This is a genomic window from Streptomyces sp. NPDC005374 (assembly GCF_042872225.1).
In the GTDB taxonomy this organism is placed as follows: Bacteria; Actinomycetota; Actinomycetes; order Streptomycetales; family Streptomycetaceae; genus Streptomyces.
Genome location: NZ_JBIAKA010000005.1, coordinates 153,886 through 170,847 on the forward strand (window position 1 = coordinate 153,886; position 16,962 = coordinate 170,847).

Below are 16,962 nucleotides of genomic sequence, written 5' to 3' on the forward strand. Positions count from 1 at the left end.
TCGACGACATGACGGCACTTCCGCTGGTCCTGGTCCACGGCCACCCCTTCGACCACACGATGTGGCACCCGCAGATCGAGGCCTTCTCCGCCTCCCGCCAGGTGATCGCCCCCGACCTGCGCGGCTACGGCACCGGCCCGCTCACGTCCCCCGTCACGGAGTTCGGGCAGTACGCCCGGGACATCGAGGCGCTGCTGGACGAACTCGGCGTCGAACAGTGCGTGTTGGCGGGGCTGTCCATGGGCGGCCAGATCGTCATGGACTGCTACGGGCGGTTCCCCGGCCGTATCCGGGGCCTGGTCCTCGCCGACACGTTCGCGGCGCTGGAGACCCCCGAGGGCATGCGGTTCCGGCACGCGATGGCGGACCGGCTGCTGCGCGAGGGCATGCGCGGATACGCCGACGAGGTGTTGGAGAAGATGGTCGCGCCGTACGCCTCCTCCGAGGTCAAGGCGCACGTCCACGGCATGATGACGGCCACTCGCCCGGAGGCCGCCGCCGCGGCCCTGCGCGCCCGTGCCGCCCGCCCCGACTACCGCGACCTGCTGACCCGCGTCACCGTCCCGGCGCTGGTGGCCGTGGGAGCCGACGACACCTACACGCCGGTCGCCGACGCGGAGGCGATGCACGCGGCGCTCCCCGAGTCGGAGCTGCACGTGTTCGCCGGCGCGGCGCACCTGCCGAACCTCGAACAGCCGGCGGAGTTCAACACGGTGCTCGGGAAGTTCCTGGCGAAGGCCGACGCCCGCTCGTAGGCTCGGCACGGTGACCCGACGGCGCCTCGGCATCTGGACCGCAGCCCTGCTCTTCGCCGCCGTGAGCGCGGTCGTCGGCTGCCGGCTCGCCGACACGGACGGCATCACCCCCGTCCCCCAGCTCCTGGCCTTCCTGCCATGGCTGCTCGCGCCCGCCGGACTCGGCCTCGCCCTCGCGCTACTCACCCGCTGGTGGCCCGGGACGCTCTGGGCGGCCCTGGTCCTCGGACTGCTGGCGTGGTGCATCGCGCCCTACGGGACGGGCGGCGAACCGGACGGCCGGGCTCTCGCCTCCTTCAGAGTCCTCACCTCGAACGTCGAGTTCGGCCGGGCCACCGACGCCCTCGTCGCCGCCGTACGCCGCGAGAAACCGGACGTCGTGTTCGCGGAGGAGTGCGAGTACGGCTGCTCGGCGACCCTGCGTAGGTCCCTCTCCGGGGACTACCCGTACCGGCGGTCCGTGGAGGGGAGCGGTTCGACGGGGTCCGTCATCCTCAGCCGCTTCCCCCTGAAGCCCGCCGCCGGAATCCCCGGGAGCACCATGGGCATGCCCGGAGCCGTCGCCGACGTGCACGGCCACCCCGTACGACTGCAACTCGCCCACCCGATGCCCCCACTCCCCGGCCAACTGGACGTATGGCGCCGTGAGTTGGGGAAGCTACGTGGCTTCGCGGCTGCCGTGGACAAGACGCCCACCGTCCTGGCCGGCGACTTCAACGCCTCCCAGGACCACGCGGCCTTCCGCGCGATCCTCGACGCCGGCCTGCGCGACGCGGCCCGCCTCGCCGGCTCCGACCGCACCCCGACCTGGCCCGCCCGCACGGCCCCGGCGATCGGTGCGCAGATCGACCACGTGCTGGTCTCGGCGGACTTCTCGGCGAGCGACGCCCGCTTCCTGAACCTGCCGGACACCGACCACCGTGCCCTCCTCGTCGACATCACGCTGCACAAGACCGGATGACCCGGGCGCCGATAATGAGCCCATGTCCCGCATCGGCCTCACCCCGCCCGACTGGCTGGTCCGGAACCTCCAGTCCCAGCAGACGCCCGTCAACCGCCCCGCCGTGGCCCGCGCCGCCCTCGCGATGACCCTCCCGCTGGCGATCGGACTCTCGCTCGACCAGCCCGCGTACGGCGCCCTCGCCTCCATGGGCGCCCTGTCCGGGGTCATCGGCGACACCGCCGACGCCTACCGCATGCGGCTCCTCAACATCGCGATCCCCCAGGTGTTCGGCGCGATCGGCGTGACCCTCGGTTCGCTGGTGTTCGGCCACGGCTGGGTCGCGGTCGTCGCCGTCACCTGCGTGGCGCTGGTCTCCGGGATGATCTCGACGATCGGCGCGGTGGCCTCGGTCTCGGGCCTGCTCCTGCTGCTGAACTCCGTGGTGGGCGCGGGCCTGCCCATGCCGGGCGACTGGTGGCTGGCCCCGCTGCTGATGACCGGCGGCGGCCTGCTCGTCCTGCTGCTCGCCCTCCTCGCCTGGCCGCTCAGGTCCGGAGTGCCGGAACGGGCGGCGGTCGCCCGCACCTACCGGACGGTGGCCGACCTGATGGAGGCCTGCGGCCGCCCGCGCTACGACGAGGCACGGCACGCCGTCACCCAGTCCCTGAACCAGAGTTACGACCTCGTCCTCGCCCGGCGCGCCCGCCACCACGGCCGCAGCCCCGAACTCACCCGGCTGCTCGCCCAGTTGAACGCGATCACCCCGGTGGTGGAGGCGGCCCCCGCGGCCCACCTGTCCGGCACGCCCCTGGCCCCGGAGATCCCGGAGGCCGTACGGCATCTCGCGCACGCGGTGGAGACGGGCTACACGGGTCCGACGGGGTTGAACCTCCCGGTCCCGGTGTCGGAGACCGCGCGAGCCGTCGACCACGCCCTGCGGCACGCCGCCGAGGTCGTCGCCGTACCCGACGTGGACCCGCGCGGCGTCGACGACCGCCTGGGCCGACCGGCCGCGCTCGGCGTCAGGGCCGCCCGCGCAGCCCGCAACGTGGCCCTGTCGGCGGGCTCCTGGCGCTACGGCCTTCGCCTCGCCCTGTGCATCGGCCTCGCCCAGGCCCTGGTCTCGATCGTCCCCGTCCCCCGCTCCTACTGGGTGGCGCTCACGATCACGTTCGTCCTCAAGCCGGACTTCGGCTCGGTGTTCTCCCGGGCGCTGCTGCGAGCACTGGGCACGGTGGCCGGCCTGGTGGTCGCGGCGGCGGTCCTCTCACAGGTCCCCCGCGGCTGGTGGGACGTACCGGCGATGCTCCTGCTGGCCCCCCTCATCCCTTCCCTGACCCCGCGCGGGTACGGCTACCAGACGGCGGCCATCACCCCGGTGATCCTCCTGCTCTCGGACGTCCTGAACCACCAGGGCACGGCCCTGCTGATGCCGCGGCTCCTCGACTCCCTGATGGGCTGCGCAATCGCCCTGGTCGCGGGCTACCTGCTGTGGCCGGAGAGCTGGCACACGCGGGTCGGCGACCGCCTGGCGGACGCCGTGGCGGACACGGCACGGTACGTGGAGTCGGCGTTCGGCGACTCCGGCGAGGGCGCCCGAACCCGCCGCCGCCTCTACCGCGACCTGTCCGCCATCCGCACCGAGTTCCAACGAGCCCTGACCGAACCACCGCCCACCGGACGGCGGGCGGCGGCCTGGTGGCCCCTGGTCGTAGCGGTCGAGCGCATCGTCGACGCGACGACGGCAGCGAGGGTACGGGTACGACACGGGGCGGCCCAGCCGTCCGCCGCGGAGGTGGAGCAAGTGGTGCTCCAACTCCGGGAACTGGCGGACGGCTTGCGCGAGGCGGAAATCCTGTACGCGGTCCGCACAGACCTGACAGGCCCGGCGGGCAGCGTCCTGGAACCACTCCGGCAAGAGGTGGCAGCAGCAAGGGCGATCACGGCACCGACATAGGGGCGCCGGGCCGTATCCGGGGCGTTCAGGAGTGATGTCCGGAACCAGGCCTTGACGCCGAGCGCCCTGCCACCTGCCCCTGACCAAGATCGCAATCCAGGGCCGCTAACCTTACGTGTCCGTCCTGGCCAGGGATTGACGGGCTTCAACTCATGCGAAGGGTTGCGCACATGGGCATTCTCACTCTCCTGCGGAACGCGTTCGGCGGCCGATCACGCAAGGGCGCTGCCACCGAGGCAGAGGGTGCGGAGACGACTCCTTCGCAGGAGACGGAACCGAAGCTCCCGTCCCCGGCGGCCGAGCCGACTCCGCCGACAGCCACGGCTCCGGCGCCGGAACCGGCTCCTGCGAAGGCAACGGTCCCGGAGCCCCGCTCCGCCACGCCGTCCACATCCACGTCCGACTCCACCGATTCCGAGCACGATCTGGTCGCGGCCGCCTTCGACAACGTGGCGGTCCCGAAGCAGACGCCTTCGGCCGAATCCCCGACAGCAACGGAGCCGGTGGCAACGCCCGAGGCACCCGCCGAGGAGCCGGTGGCAGAGCCCGAGGCCCCCGCAGCGGAGCCGGTGGCAGAGGCCACGGCCGTAGAGGAGCCGGTGGCTGAAGCACCGGCACCGGTCGCCGAGGCCACCCCGGAGCCGGAGCCGGAGGTCGAGCCCGAATCGACCCCCGCTCCCGACGCGGCGACCGAGGCCGCCCCCGAACCGGAAGCAACCCTCGAGCCCGAGCCGGCCGCTGAGGCCGCACCGGAGCCGGCCGTCGAGCCCGAGCCGACGCCCGTTCCTGAACCGGTGACCGAGGCTGCTCCCGAGCCGGAAGCGATCGTCGAGCCCGAGCCGGCCACCGCTCCCGAGCCGACCGCCGAGGCCACCCCCGAGCCGGAGGTCGCGCCGGAGCCGGTCGCCGAGGTCGCTCCCGAGGCGGAGCCCGAGACCGTCGCAGAACCCGAGCCCGAGCCGGAGCCGGTCGCCGACGTCACCCCCGACCCCGCCCCCCAGCCGGAGGTGGAGCCGGAACCGGCCACCCCCGCGGCAGCGGACAACGTGCTCGCGGCCGCCGACGGCGAGGACGAGACCGTCACGGGTGGTGCGGGTGGGAACGACAAGGCCGTACCCGCCACCCTCCGCACCGCCTACGACGCCGCCGCCACCACCCTCTCCACCCATGACCTCACCGGCACCACCGCCACCACCTACCTCGTCCTGGACCGCTCCGCGAGCATGCGCGCGTACTACAAGGACGGCTCCGCCCAGGCCCTCGGTGAGCAGACCCTCGCCCTGGCCGCCCACCTGGACCCGGCCGCCAAGGTTCACGTCGTCTTCTTCTCCACCGAACTCGACGGCACTGGCGAACTCACCCTCACCGACCACGAGAACAAGATCGACGACCTCCACGCCGGCCTCGGCCGCATGGGCCGTACCAGCTACCACGCGGCCGTGGAGGAAGTCCTCACGCACCACACCAAGAACGCCCCCGACACCCCCGCCCTGGTCGTCTTCCAGACGGACGGCGCCCCGGACGCGAAGACCCCCGCCACCCAGGCCCTCACGGAGGCGGCGAAGACCCACCCGACCGTCTTCTTCTCCTTCGTGGCCTTCGGTGACCCGGAGAACAAGGCCTTCGACTACCTCCGCAAGCTCAAGCTCGCGAACACGTCCCACTTCCTCGCGGGCGAGACCCCGAAGGAACTCACGGACGCGGAAATCTACGAGGGCATCCTGGCCAACTGGCGCCCGTAGCAACCGGTACGACCACCAGCACCACCACCACGGGGCCCGGAAAATCACCGGGCCCCGTCCCTGTACCGCCAGTACGCTTCCGACCCATGACGTACTACGTCTCCACCCCCATCTACTACGTCAACGACGCTCCTCACCTGGGCCACGCCTATACGACCGTCGCAGGCGACGTACTGACCCGCTGGCACCGTCAGCGCGGCGAGGCGGTGTGGTACCTCACCGGCACCGACGAGCACGGCCAGAAGATCATGCGGACCGCCGAGGCGAACGGCGTCAGCCCGCAGGAGTGGGCGGACAAGCTCGTCGACGAAGCCTGGAAGCCCCTCTGGGAGCACCTGGAGATCGCGAACGACGACTTCATCCGCACCACGGAGAAGCGGCACACGGACCGTGTCCGGGAGTTCGTCCAGGATCTCCACGACAAGGGCGAGATCTACAAGGGCGGTTACGAGGGCCCGTACTGCGTCGGCTGCGAGGAGTACAAGCTGCCCGGCGACCTCATCGAGGCCGGGGACGGCACGCAGCTGTGCGCCATTCACAAGAGGCCGGTGGAGCTCCTCAAGGAGGAGAACTACTTCTTCAGGCTGAGCGAGTACGGCGACCGGCTCCTCGCCCACTACGAGGCGAACCCGGGCTTCGTCCAGCCCGAGTCGGCCCGCAACGAGGTCGTGAACTTCGTACGCCAGGGCCTCCAGGACCTCTCCATCTCGCGCTCCACCTTCGACTGGGGCGTCCCGGTCCCCTTCGACGACAAGCACGTCATCTACGTGTGGATCGACGCCCTGCTGAACTACGCGACGGCGGTCGGCTACAACGAGAACCCGGAGAAGTTCGGGGACACCTTCCCCGCCGACGTCCACCTCGTAGGCAAGGACATCCTCCGCTTCCACGCGATCATCTGGCCCGCGATGCTGATGGCGCAGGGCCTCCCGCTGCCCGGCAGGATCGCGGCCAACGGCTGGCTGATGGTCGGCGGCGAGAAGATGTCCAAGTCGAACCTGACGGGCATCAAGCCGCAGGACCTGACCTCCCACTTCGGCGTGGACGCGTACCGCTGGTACTTCCTGCGCGCGATCGCGTTCGGCCAGGACGGCTCGTTCTCCTGGGAGGACTTCTCGGCCCGCTACACGAGCGAGCTGGCGAACGACTACGGCAACCTCGCGTCACGCGTGGCCGCGATGGTGGGCAAGTACTTCGACGGCACGCTTCCCGAGACGTCCGCAGCGGGCGCCGCGGAGAAGGCGATCCGGGCCGGGCTGGCGAAGGCCGTCACCGAAGCAGACCGCCGGATCGGCGACGACCTCGACTTCCAGGGCGGCATCCTCGCGGTCTTCGACTTCGTGAAGCAGGTCAACGGCTACCTCACGGAACAGGAACCGTGGAAGGTTGCCAAGGACGACTCACCGGAGGCCCGGGGCCGCCTCGCGACCATCCTCTACACGGCCGCAGAGTCGCTCCGCGCGGTGGCGGTCCTCCTCAACCCGGTCATGCCGGACACCTCCCGCAGGCTCTGGGACTCCCTCGGCGCGGAGGCCTCCCTGGGCGCCCTCGCCGACCAGAGGATCCAGGAAGCGGCCGAGTGGGGCCGGCTCCGCCCCGGCGCGACCGTCACGAAGGGCGCGGTGCTCTTCCCACGCCTGGAGGAGAAGCCGAGCGCGTAGTGGTTCAGGACTCGGGTTCGGCCAGCCAGGCGGTCGACTGCCCCGTGTGCCCGGCGACCGTCTCGAAGTCCCGGTCGTGGTGGAGCAGGGTCAGACCCGACAGCTCGGCCGTGGCGGCGAGGAGCAGGTCGGCCGGCCCGGCCGAGCGGTGCTCACCGTTGTCGGTGAGGAGCTGCTGAACCTCGCGGGCGCGCTGGTAGATGCCGTCGGGCATGAGGACCCAGCTGAACAGTTGCCGCAGTTCCTCCTGGATGCCTTCACGGTCCGCTCGGCCACGCGAGGAGAAGAGGATCTCCAACTCGGTCAGATCGCAGAGCGCGACCAGGCCGTTGTCGAGCAGCTGCCCCCACTGCTCGTCGTACACGTCACTGCTGAGCAGGCGGACGGCGGCCGAGGTGTCGACCAGAAACGAGACATCGCTCATCGTCGGTAGTTCCTCTTGTCCAGGAGGATGTCGAAGTCGCCGCGCGCCCCCCTCTCACGGAGCTTGGCCAGCGCTATGGCCCGGCTGCGCCGCTTGGCGACTTCCCGCAGCGCGGTGTTGACGGTGTCCTTCTTGGTCTTCGTGCCGAGCAGGAGCTGGGCTTCCGCCAGAGCCTCGTCGTCGACCTCGATGAGCAGCTTCGACACGAAGGACCTCCTTATATCTGCGAGCCAATCCGGAGATATATTACAGGTCCCCGCGCTCGTCCCGGTCGACTACGATTTCAGAGTTCGTACGACAGCCCGGCCCCGCAGCCGGCAGCGACCTGGGAGCAGCCCCCGATGGCTCGACACCTCATCACCAGCGCCCTTCCGTACATCAACGGGATCAAGCACCTGGGCAACATGGTGGGGTCCATGCTCCCGGCGGACGTCTACTCCCGGTACCTCCGCCAGCGCGGCCACGAGGTCCTCTACATCTGCGCGACGGACGAGCACGGCACCCCCGCCGAGCTCGCGGCCAAGGAGCAGGGCATCCCGGTCGCCGAGTTCTGCGCGCAGGCGCACGACGCGCAGAAGGCGGTCTACGACGGCTTCGCGCTGGCCTTCGACTACTTCGGCCGCAGCTCCAGCGAGCAGAACGTCGAGATCACCCAGCACTTCGCGCGCCGCCTCAACGAGAACGGGTTCATCGAGGAGCGGGCGATCCGTCAGGTCTACTCGCCCACCGACGGCCGCTTCCTCCCGGACCGCTACGTCGAGGGCACCTGCCCCCACTGCGGCTACGACAAGGCCCGCGGCGACCAGTGCGAGAACTGCACGCGCGTGCTCGACCCCACGGACCTGATCAACCCGCGCTCGGCGATCTCGGGCAGCACGGATCTCGAAGTGAGGGAGACCAAGCACCTCTTCCTCCTCCAGTCCAAGCTCCAGCACGAGGTCGAGGAGTGGGTCTCCCGGCACGAGGACGACTGGCCGCAGCTGGCCTCCTCCATCGCCCGCAAGTGGCTGACCGAGGGCCTGCACGACCGTGCGATCACCCGTGACCTGGACTGGGGCGTCCCGGTCCCGTCCGACACGTGGCCGGAGCTGGCGGCGGAGGGCAAGGTCTTCTACGTCTGGTTCGACGCCCCGATCGAGTACATCGGCGCGACGAAGGAATGGTCGGACCTCGACCCGGAGAACCGGGACTGGAAGTCCTGGTGGTACGAGTCGGACACGGGCGAGAACCCCGTCCGCTACACGGAGTTCATGGCGAAGGACAACGTCCCGTTCCACACGGTGATGTTCCCTGCGACCGAGCTCGGCGTGCGCGAGCCGTGGAAGAAGGTCGACTACGTCAAGGCCTTCAACTGGCTGACGTACTACGGCGGGAAGTTCTCCACGTCCCAGAAGCGCGGCGTCTTCACCGACCAGGCCCTGGACATCCTCCCGGCCGACTACTGGCGCTACTTCCTCATTGCCAACGCCCCCGAGTCGGACGACTCGTCCTTCACCTGGGAGCACTTCACGGCGACGGTGAACAAGGACTTGGCCGACACCCTCGGCAACTTCGTCAACCGTGTCCTGTCCTTCTCGAAGAAGCGCTTCGGCGACGAGGTCCCGGCGGGCAGCGAGCCCGGCGAGGCGGAGACCAAGCTGGGCGAGGAGATCGCCCGCCTGCTCGCCGAGTACGAGTCCCAGATGGAGGCGCTCCAGTTCCGCAAGGCGGCGGCCGCGCTGCGCGCCCTGTGGTCGGCGGGCAACTCCTACCTGGAGGAGAAGGCCCCCTGGCTGGAGATCAAGACCGACCAGCCCGCCGCCGCCCTGACCCTGCGCACGGCGATGAACCTGATCCACCTGTACGCGGTGGTCTCGGAGCCCTTCATCCCGTCGACCTCGGCAGCGATGCGCCAGGCCTTCGCCCTCCCGTCCGACACGGCGACCTGGATCACCCCCGAAGAGGCCCGCGCCCTCGCCGCCGTCCCCGCGGGCACCCCCTTCACGGTCCCCCCGGTCCTCTTCGCCAAGCTCACGGACGAGGACCTGGAGAACTACAAGGAGCGCTTCGGCGGCCAACCGGCCGCGTAAGGCACGTAGAACAAAGGGGGTCCTGGATCATCCAGGGCCCCCGTTGGCGTCAGCCCCTCGACGCCGCGTACGTCACGAAGTCCGCCCAGGTCGTCGGCGCGAGCGCGAGACGGGGACTGGCGTCGCGGTGCTTGGAGTCGCGGACGTGGATGGTGCCGGGGGTGGTGGCGAGGCGCTTGACGATCTACAAGGCCAGGGTTGCGAGCTAAAGGAACTCGCTTCGGTAGGTCGAGGCCAACTCGGCGGCCCGGCGGCGGCGTTCGGCGAGTTCGTCGGCCGACAGCTGCGGGGGCCGTGCGTCCTTGCCGGCGACGACATCGCCGATGCGCATGAAGTACTCGTCCTGGCCGGCCGGGGTGCACATGCACAGCATGCGGGCCGGCGCGCCCGACGCGTTGCGGAAGTTGTGCGGTGCGTTGGCCGGGACATTGATCGTGGATCCGGCCCGTACGGTGTGTTTTTCGCCGCGGAAGGTGAACTCGATCTCGCCTTCGAGGATGGTGAACATCTCCTCGAAGTCGTGCCGGTGCGGCGGCGGGCCGCCGCCGTCGGGGATGTGCATGTCGATCAGGCAGTACCGGCCGTCGGTCTGCTCGCCGGTGACCAGCATGCCGTAGGTGTTGCCCACCAGTGAGATGTACGTCGTGCCGGGGTCGTCGGGGTTCGCCACGGTCAGCGAGCGCGACGGATCGTCGTCGGGGATCATCGTGGTCGTCTCCTTCACAGGTCCGTCGGGTGGGCGTCAGGCGTCGGGCGTGACGACGACCTTGCCGCTGGGGAGTGCGCCCGCGGCGGCGTCGGCGTGCAGGGCCGGCAGCTCGGCCAGCGGCACCCGCCGGGCGACCTCGACGCGCAGCTCGCCGCGGTCGACCAGCTCCACCAGGTGCGACAGCTGCTCCGCGTCGCTGCGGACGAACAGGTCGATGCCGCGTACGCCGCGCTCCTCGTCGGTGGGCGCGGGCATCCACACGGTGGTGTTCACCAGGACACCGCCGGGGCTGATCAGGCCGAGGAGCGCGGCCAGTTGCGCGGGTTCGACCGGCGCGAGGTTGAGCACGACGTCGACCGGCCGGCTCACCGCCGCGACGACGTCGGCGGCCGTGTGGTCGACGACCTCGTCCGCGCCCGCCGCCGTGACACTCAGACTGCTGCGCGGGCCGGCCGTGGCGATCACATGGGCGCCGGCCTGCTTGGCCAACTGCACGGCGTAGCCGCCGACCGCTCCGCCCGCGCCGTTGATCAGCACGCGCTGCCCGGCGGTCAACTTGGCGTGCTCGAACAGTGCCTGCCACGCGGTCAGGCCCACCAGCGGGAGCGCGGCCGCGTCGGCCAGCGCGACGCTCTTGGGCGCGGGCGTCAGGGCCTCCGCCGGTGCCAGGACGTACTCCGCGGCGGCGCCGGGTCCCGCCATCGGAAGGAAGCCGATGACCTGGTCCCCGACCTGGATGCCGGTCACGCCCTCGCCGAGCGCGTCGACCGAGCCGGCGACGTCGATGCCGGGTGTGTGCGGCAGGGTCACAGGGATCGGCCCCTGCATGAAGCCGGCGCGGATGTTGGCGTCGACCGGGTTGAACGACGTCGCCGCGACACGGACCCGCACCTGCCCGGCGCCGGGAACCGGCTGCTCCACGTCCTCGTGACGCAGGACGTCGGGGTCACCGTACTGGTGGAAACGCACTGCCTTCATAGTTCTTCTCACTTTCGCCCGCGGTGTCGCGGTCGCCCTGCGCCGCGCGCGTGGTCAAGACGCAGGACAGGCGGTAGATCGTTGGGGAGGTTGAAGCGTCACCCAGCGTAGGAACAGGTGTACGTAGAACGGGTGTACCTTCGCGACACGGAATGGGATTCCGGCGACATCCTCATGGGGGGGCGGAGAGCACATGACGAGCAGGCCGCGATTACTTGGGCCGACCAGCAAGGTGGGCACGTTCCACGTCGACGCCGGCTCCACCGGCACCGGTCGGGGAACGTGGGAGCCGTTCATCGACACCTGGAACGACCGTATGGGGGACCGGTACCCCCTGCCGGAGTTCAGCGCTTCCACGGTCGAAGGCTTCCAGGGAACGATGTGCTCGCTGACGCTGGAAGACACCGCCGTCAACGAACTCTGGGCGTCCTCACCCGTGAGCACCCGGGCGGTCGGGACCCACGAGCACGATGAGATCAGGTTGTACGTCGGGCTGCGCGGCGCGGTGGCCCTGCAGGACCCGCACGATCAGGGCGGTGACGCGTACGTCTCGGCCGGCACCTACTTCATGCACCACGTCGTGACGGAGAACCACTTCCACACCACGCCCGTGATCGGCACCCGCATCTTCATCTTTCCCGGCGACGCCCTGCGGCCCCTGGTCGCCGGGAATCCACGCACCGGCCAGGCCACCTCACCCGCGGCGCAGATCCTCATGGCACACACCACCATGGTGCGGCGGACCATGAGCGGTCTCGGCCCGGCGGGCGCGCACGCGTCCCGCAACGCCCTGCTCGAACTCGCCAAAGGGCTGGTCCTCGACCGCTTCGACGACCGCGAGCCCACCTTCACCCCGGCGCTGGCGCAAGCGGCCAAGGATCTCGCCGATGCCCGGCTCACCGACGCCGAGTTGTCGCCGGCCACGGTCGCCGCGCAACTGCACGTCTCCGTCCGTACCCTGCAGCGAGCCTTCGCGAGTCTGGACGAGTCGTTCAGCGCCTACATCCGCCGCCGACGCCTGGAGGAAGCGGCCCAGGCACTCACCGCCTCCGGGACACGGCTCACCGTCTCCGAGGCCGCCGCGCTCTGGCACTTCACCGACAGCAGCCACTTCATCCGCGCTTTCAAGAAGCAATACCGCGCAACACCAGCACAATTCGCACGCCGCCTGACATAACAATCACCGAAGCCTGACGACCCGTACTCCGGTCCGACCTGCGATCCCCATGAACCACCCACTGGATAGAGGCCCCCCGCGCGCCCAGTCCCGTATCCCGGGCAACAACACCAACTCTCGCGGGCAGAGGGAGCATCCGGGTGCAGCCGGCGGACCCGACGTGTCGGCGTCAGGCCAGTTGTCCCCGTAGCCACGACCGTTCCGCGCGGCTGGTGGTGCGGGCGATGGTGAGCATGCCGCGGCGGTAGGGGTCGTCGGTGTCCTCGGCACCCAGGAGGCGGTCGCCGTCGCGGAAGAAGCTCGCGGGCTGTTCCAGGAAGTCCAGTCGCCGACGCAGTACCGCGTGCTGGTCGGCGCGGTCGGGAAGCCGGGAGAGAAATGCCAGGACCGTGAAGTACCGGGTGCTGTCGCTGATGTCCAGGTCGTCGGCGTCCCGCAGTCGGCGCAGCAGCTCGGTGTGGCCGTCAGCCGTCAGGCTCAGGGTGTGCCGCTGGACGACCGAGGCCCCTGGCTCGGCTCTGCGGTCGAGCAGCCCGGACTTGACCAGGCGGTTGATCGCCGGATAGAGGCTGCCGTCGCTGACCGGACGGGCATGGCCGGACAAGTGCGCTATCCGGCGGCGTAGTTGGTAGCCGTGCAGTGGCTCCTCGGCCAGGAATCCAAGGATCGCGAGTTCCAGCATGCTGCTACTCTCCCACATCGAAACGAGGTACCTCGAATCGAGATAGGGGTGGGGATGGCGTACACCGAGGAATGGGTTACCACGCGAGCACGCGAAGCCTACGAGCACGGCCGGGCGTCGTTCGACGTACGGCCCGATCGCACGGCGCTGCTGGTCATCGACATGCAGGACGAATTCGTCCGCCCCGGGGAGAGCCCTTACTGGGTTCCGGCGGCCACACGGATGGCGCCCCGGCTGCGGCACCTGGTCGAGGACTGCAGGGCCGTCTCGATCCCGGTGATCTGGACCATCTTCGACGACACCCATCTCGGACTGGACCGGCCGCACGCCCTGCGCTTCCTCCCCCACGCCGACACCGACTGGCGCCGCACAGGCCCCGCCGAGGTGTGGGCTCCGATGGGCCGCCGACCCGACGAAGCCCTGATCCGCAAACCCTCCTACGGCGCGTTCTACGACACCCCGCTCGACACCATGCTGCGCAACCTCGGCCGCGACACCGTCATCGTCACGGGCACCCTCACCAACTACTGCTGTGGCACCACGGCCCGGCAGGCTTACGAACGCGGCTACAAGGTCGTCTTCGGGTCCGACACCACGGCCACCGACGACGAGTCGCGCCAGGAACCAGAACTCGCCGTACTGCGCAAAGGCTTCGCGCTCGTGCTGACCGCCGAGGAGATCACGAACCGACTGATCGCAACCACCCCGGCGTCGGAGGGAGGGGACAGAGCGAACATTGCTTGATACGGCACCGGTCGGGCCTGCCGAGGCAGCAACTCGACCACCTGGAGGCGACCCGGGCATCGCCGTGTCCCCGCCAAGCCGTATGGTTTGCGCCATGGCCGTGCCCGGTGTCATTCCTGTCGCCTACGAGCCGAGGCACCGCACCGAGACGATCGGGCGGTATGCGGAGGGTCAGTTCCTGGCGTCGATCACCTATGCCTTCCCCGAGGGGTTCCACCTCGAAGAAGGCTGGGAAGAACAGAAACGCCTCTATGCGGTGCTGCACACCTTCGACGCGGAGGGCAATTACCGCGACTCGGACATCTGGTGTGCCGGCACCTGGGCGGAGCAGAAGCGTGACCCCGAGGGTGCCGCCTCTCCCCTGACCCGTGCCCAGGTCCACCGCGCGACCCTGCTGCGCAGCCTGCCCCGGCGCTCGTACACGGACATCGCGATCCGGCCCTTCAGCGTCACCCACGAGGGCATCCGCTTCGGCCTGGTGATCCGCGAGGACGAGGGCGAGCAGTGGGCGGAGCTCTACCCGGACCGCCTCGCCTTCGCGGAACCGTGGGACGGGACCTACGACACCTGAGTGGGTCGGTACGCGAGGGCCGGGGGCTCGTGGTCACCCGGCCCTCGCGTGTCTTGGGTGTTACTTGAGGACGCCCGCGCCGGTCGTCGTGGCGAGGGACGTCGGGAGGTTCTTCACCGCGGACGCCGTGGTCTCCAGGCCCGCCGTCAGGGTCGGCGTCCAGTTGACCGTGGTCTTCAGGTCCTTCGAGGACGCGGCGTTGTACGCGGCGACCAGGTTGGTCACCGTGCCGTTGACCTGGTTGCCGGAGCCCGCGATGGCGCCCGTGCCGTCTCCGCTGAGGAGCTTGGACACCTTGACCGTGGCCGGGACCTTCCAGTAGTTGCCGGCGGCGACGACCTGGGCCTTGGCGCGGGAGTTGATGCTGTACTGCAGCGCGTAGCCGTTCAGGGCCGTGACGTCGTAGTAGTTGTTGTAGATGTGGATCTGGCCCACGCGGGACAGGGGCGCCCGCTGGACGATGCCCTTCCACACGTTGTGGTGGATCGAGACCCGCAGCTTGCCGCCCGGCTCGCTGTCGCTGCTGCCGATCAGCATCGTCTTGTCGTGGTTGGTGAACTGGTTGCGGGAGACGGTCACCAGGTCCGAGCTCTTGGTGATGTCCAGCTCCCCGTCGTGGATCTGGTACTCGCGGCCGAAGTACTTGAGGTTCGCCGAGTCCAGGTGCGGCACGTCCGTGAACGAATTGTGGTCCGCCCAGACATGGGTGGCGCCGCGCAGGGTCACGGAGTCGTAGTTGGAGTTCCAGTTGCCCGTGGAGCCGTCCGTCGGGTCCCACTGCGGGAAGCAGTCCTCGGTGCCGGAGAAGGCGAGGTTGCGGACGATGACGTTGTTGACGTTCTGGATCTGGAGCATGCCCCCGGTGATCCCGGCCTTCGTGCCCGGCACGCCCACGATCGACGTGTTGGCCGGCACCTTGAAGACGATGTTCGCGGCCTGCTTCTTCTGCGCGGCGGCACGCGCGGTCTCCTGCGTGCCCGACGGCAGCTTCGAGCGGCCGTGGGTCGCGGGATCGAAGGCCTTCAGGTACGACGTCAGCGAATAGCCCGTCCCCGACGCGTAGTTGGCGCACGTCAGCTTCTTGCCGGCGGCGTCCGTGTTGGCGTCGATCGTGCCCTTGACCTTGATGATCCGCGGGGTCGTGTCGGACGCCGACCCCAGCGCCTTCACGAGCTGCGCCCGCGTGGAGACGGTGAAGGTGTGCGCCGCGTCGGCCTTGGTGCCGCCGGTCGTGCCCGTCCCGGAGGACGCCCAGCCGTCCTTCGCGGCGAGCGTCTGGTGGAACAGGTCCACCGGTTGGGCGTTCGCGTTCATCACGACGACGCCGGCACCGACGCCCGCGGCCACCACGGCGGCGGAGACGACCAGGGTGCGGCGGGTGCGGAGGGACCGGCGGTGGGAGGGGGAAGCCACAGGGGAGTTCCTTACGGAGTCGTACGAGGTGAGCGGTGTGTGAAGCCCTCGTGAAAGGTCTTACGACCCCTCAGTTGCCGCTGGTCTCCGCGGGGTTGCCGTGATCTTCGGACGGATTTCCGCCGTCGCCCTTCCGCGGCCGTGAACGGAAGCAGCCCGGGACTTCACCGTCCCGGGCGCCCCTTCATGCTCGGATCACGTCTACGTGCCGTCGTTCGTCGTGTCCGGGTCGACGCCCATCGTGAGGGAGCCGACGACGCCCTTGGCGATGTTCTTCTTGTTGTACTTCAGCTTCAGCAGACCGCCCGTGGTGCCGCTCTGGTCGTAGATCATGTCCTCGGTGAGCGTGGTGCGGGTGGTGGTGCTGGTGGAGTACGGGTCGACCTCGGCGGAGGCGAGCACGGACTCCTCGGAGAAGAACAGCTGGCCGGTGTGGCAGGTGTTGCCGCCCTCGTAACCGGCGTCGGTCCACTCGCCGCCCACATGCACCTTGGTGTGGACGTGCACGCAACGGCCCTGGTACCAGCCCGGGAAGATCGTCCTGAAGGTGACGAGCCCCTGCTTGTCCGTCTTCCAGGTGCCGCGCAGATAGCGGGTGTCGCTGGTCGGCTCCTCGTGCCCGCCGCCACCACCGGTGCCGCCGGAGGGTGCCCCGGACGGGGGCTCACCGGTGGGGGTGCCGGAGGGGGCGTCCGTGGGCGCGGTGCCGCCGCCCTGGGAGAAACTCTCGTACCCCGAGTAGAGGCCGAGCGCGTCGCAGTGCCAGACGTCGACGGCGGCGTCGGCGATGGGCTTGCAGGTCTCGGAGTCGATCACCTTGAGCTGGAGGGTGAGGGGGATGCCCTCCTTGTCCTCCGTGATGTCCCGGCGGATCTTGTCCGCGTCGAGGTAATACGGTCCCTCGGTGGTCTCCGAGGTGAGTTTGTAGCAGGCCTCGGCGGCGGTGGAGGTGCTGCTCGCGGGGGCTGCCGTACTCCTCTCGCCCGCGAAGGCACCCGACGCGGCGAGGGTGCCGGCCGCACCCACCGCCACGGCCGCTCCCGCTCCGGCCACGACGACCTTGCGTCGCGTCAGGTCCTTCTTGTGTTTCGGCCCGTGGGCCGACTGCTGGTGTTGTTCCGGCTGGTTTCCCGTCAT

16 protein-coding genes and 1 pseudogene are annotated in these 16,962 nt (G+C 69.8%); 9 read left to right on the forward strand and 8 right to left on the reverse strand.

Annotated features, from left to right (window positions below; all coding sequences use genetic code 11):
- Positions 1-8 precede the first annotated feature (8 nt).
- The 5 genes from ACFYRX_RS14465 to metG (ACFYRX_RS14485) all read left to right on the forward strand — a co-directional run bounded on the left by ACFYRX_RS14465 (position 9) and on the right by metG (ACFYRX_RS14485) (position 7,058).
- The gene (locus tag ACFYRX_RS14465; RefSeq protein WP_389099368.1) at positions 9-755 is read left to right on the forward strand and encodes an alpha/beta fold hydrolase; all 747 of its coding nucleotides are present in this window, start codon (positions 9-11) and stop codon (positions 753-755) included.
- Between the two features lie 10 nt (positions 756-765).
- Positions 766-1,716, forward strand: coding sequence for an endonuclease/exonuclease/phosphatase family protein (locus ACFYRX_RS14470; protein ID WP_389099370.1), 951 nt, complete (start codon positions 766-768; stop codon positions 1,714-1,716).
- A gap of 22 nt (positions 1,717-1,738) precedes the next feature.
- Positions 1,739-3,655 carry an FUSC family protein gene (locus ACFYRX_RS14475; protein ID WP_389099372.1) on the forward strand — a complete coding sequence of 639 codons (1,917 nt, stop codon included), beginning with the start codon at positions 1,739-1,741 and terminating at the stop codon, positions 3,653-3,655.
- A 170-nt stretch (positions 3,656-3,825) separates the two neighbouring features.
- A complete protein-coding gene (locus ACFYRX_RS14480; protein ID WP_389099373.1) occupies positions 3,826-5,397 on the forward strand; it encodes a VWA domain-containing protein in 1,572 nt (523 codons plus the stop codon).
- Between the two features lie 86 nt (positions 5,398-5,483).
- Positions 5,484-7,058, forward strand: coding sequence for a methionine--tRNA ligase (gene metG, locus ACFYRX_RS14485; RefSeq protein ID WP_389099375.1), 1,575 nt, complete (start codon positions 5,484-5,486; stop codon positions 7,056-7,058).
- A 4-nt stretch (positions 7,059-7,062) separates the two neighbouring features.
- Here metG (ACFYRX_RS14485) and ACFYRX_RS14490 read toward each other — a convergent pair whose 3' ends face one another.
- Together ACFYRX_RS14490 and ACFYRX_RS14495 are read right to left on the reverse strand one after the other, a co-directional pair.
- Positions 7,063-7,482, reverse strand: a complete 420-nt coding sequence (locus ACFYRX_RS14490; protein ID WP_389099377.1) for a PIN domain nuclease — start codon at positions 7,480-7,482, stop codon at positions 7,063-7,065.
- Positions 7,479-7,688, reverse strand: coding sequence for a type II toxin-antitoxin system VapB family antitoxin (locus ACFYRX_RS14495; RefSeq protein WP_389099379.1), 210 nt, complete (start codon positions 7,686-7,688; stop codon positions 7,479-7,481). The genes ACFYRX_RS14490 and ACFYRX_RS14495 overlap by 4 nt, the downstream gene beginning before the upstream one ends.
- Before the next feature lie 135 nt (positions 7,689-7,823).
- Between ACFYRX_RS14495 and metG (ACFYRX_RS14500) the strand changes: the two genes are divergently transcribed.
- Positions 7,824-9,551, forward strand: a complete 1,728-nt coding sequence (gene metG / locus ACFYRX_RS14500; RefSeq protein ID WP_389099381.1) for a methionine--tRNA ligase — start codon at positions 7,824-7,826, stop codon at positions 9,549-9,551.
- 49 nt (positions 9,552-9,600) lie between these two features.
- Here metG (ACFYRX_RS14500) and ACFYRX_RS14505 read toward each other — a convergent pair.
- The 3 genes and pseudogenes from ACFYRX_RS14505 to ACFYRX_RS14515 form a co-directional block, all read right to left on the reverse strand.
- Positions 9,601-9,723, reverse strand: a pseudogene (locus ACFYRX_RS14505) (DUF397 domain-containing protein); the annotation flags it as partial.
- Between the two features lie 33 nt (positions 9,724-9,756).
- The gene (locus ACFYRX_RS14510) at positions 9,757-10,257 is read right to left on the reverse strand and encodes a cupin domain-containing protein (protein ID WP_389099382.1); all 501 of its coding nucleotides are present in this window, start codon (positions 10,255-10,257) and stop codon (positions 9,757-9,759) included.
- 36 nt (positions 10,258-10,293) lie between these two features.
- The gene (locus ACFYRX_RS14515; RefSeq protein WP_389099384.1) at positions 10,294-11,238 is read right to left on the reverse strand and encodes an NADP-dependent oxidoreductase; all 945 of its coding nucleotides are present in this window, start codon (positions 11,236-11,238) and stop codon (positions 10,294-10,296) included.
- A gap of 193 nt (positions 11,239-11,431) precedes the next feature.
- Between ACFYRX_RS14515 and ACFYRX_RS14520 the strand changes: the two genes are divergently transcribed.
- Entirely contained in the window at positions 11,432-12,415 is a 984-nt protein-coding gene (locus ACFYRX_RS14520; protein ID WP_389099386.1) for a helix-turn-helix domain-containing protein, read from the forward strand.
- Positions 12,416-12,584: 169 nt separating this feature from the next.
- Here the strand turns inward: ACFYRX_RS14520 and ACFYRX_RS14525 are convergent, their stop codons facing one another.
- Complete coding sequence (locus ACFYRX_RS14525; RefSeq protein WP_389099388.1) at positions 12,585-13,097, reverse strand: PadR family transcriptional regulator; 513 nt, start codon at positions 13,095-13,097, stop codon at positions 12,585-12,587.
- A gap of 54 nt (positions 13,098-13,151) precedes the next feature.
- On the opposite strand from ACFYRX_RS14525, the gene ACFYRX_RS14530 reads away from it, so the two are divergent.
- Both ACFYRX_RS14530 and ACFYRX_RS14535 read left to right on the forward strand, forming a co-directional pair.
- Positions 13,152-13,841, forward strand: coding sequence for a cysteine hydrolase family protein (locus ACFYRX_RS14530; protein WP_389099390.1), 690 nt, complete (start codon positions 13,152-13,154; stop codon positions 13,839-13,841).
- Between the two features lie 94 nt (positions 13,842-13,935).
- Entirely contained in the window at positions 13,936-14,412 is a 477-nt protein-coding gene (locus ACFYRX_RS14535; RefSeq protein WP_389099392.1) for a hypothetical protein, read from the forward strand.
- Positions 14,413-14,472: 60 nt separating this feature from the next.
- Here the strand turns inward: ACFYRX_RS14535 and ACFYRX_RS14540 are convergent, their stop codons facing one another.
- Together ACFYRX_RS14540 and ACFYRX_RS14545 are read right to left on the reverse strand one after the other, a co-directional pair.
- A complete protein-coding gene (locus ACFYRX_RS14540) occupies positions 14,473-15,825 on the reverse strand; it encodes a polysaccharide lyase family 1 protein (protein WP_389099394.1) in 1,353 nt (450 codons plus the stop codon).
- Positions 15,826-16,026: 201 nt separating this feature from the next.
- A complete protein-coding gene (locus tag ACFYRX_RS14545; RefSeq protein ID WP_389099396.1) occupies positions 16,027-16,962 on the reverse strand; it encodes an intradiol ring-cleavage dioxygenase in 936 nt (311 codons plus the stop codon).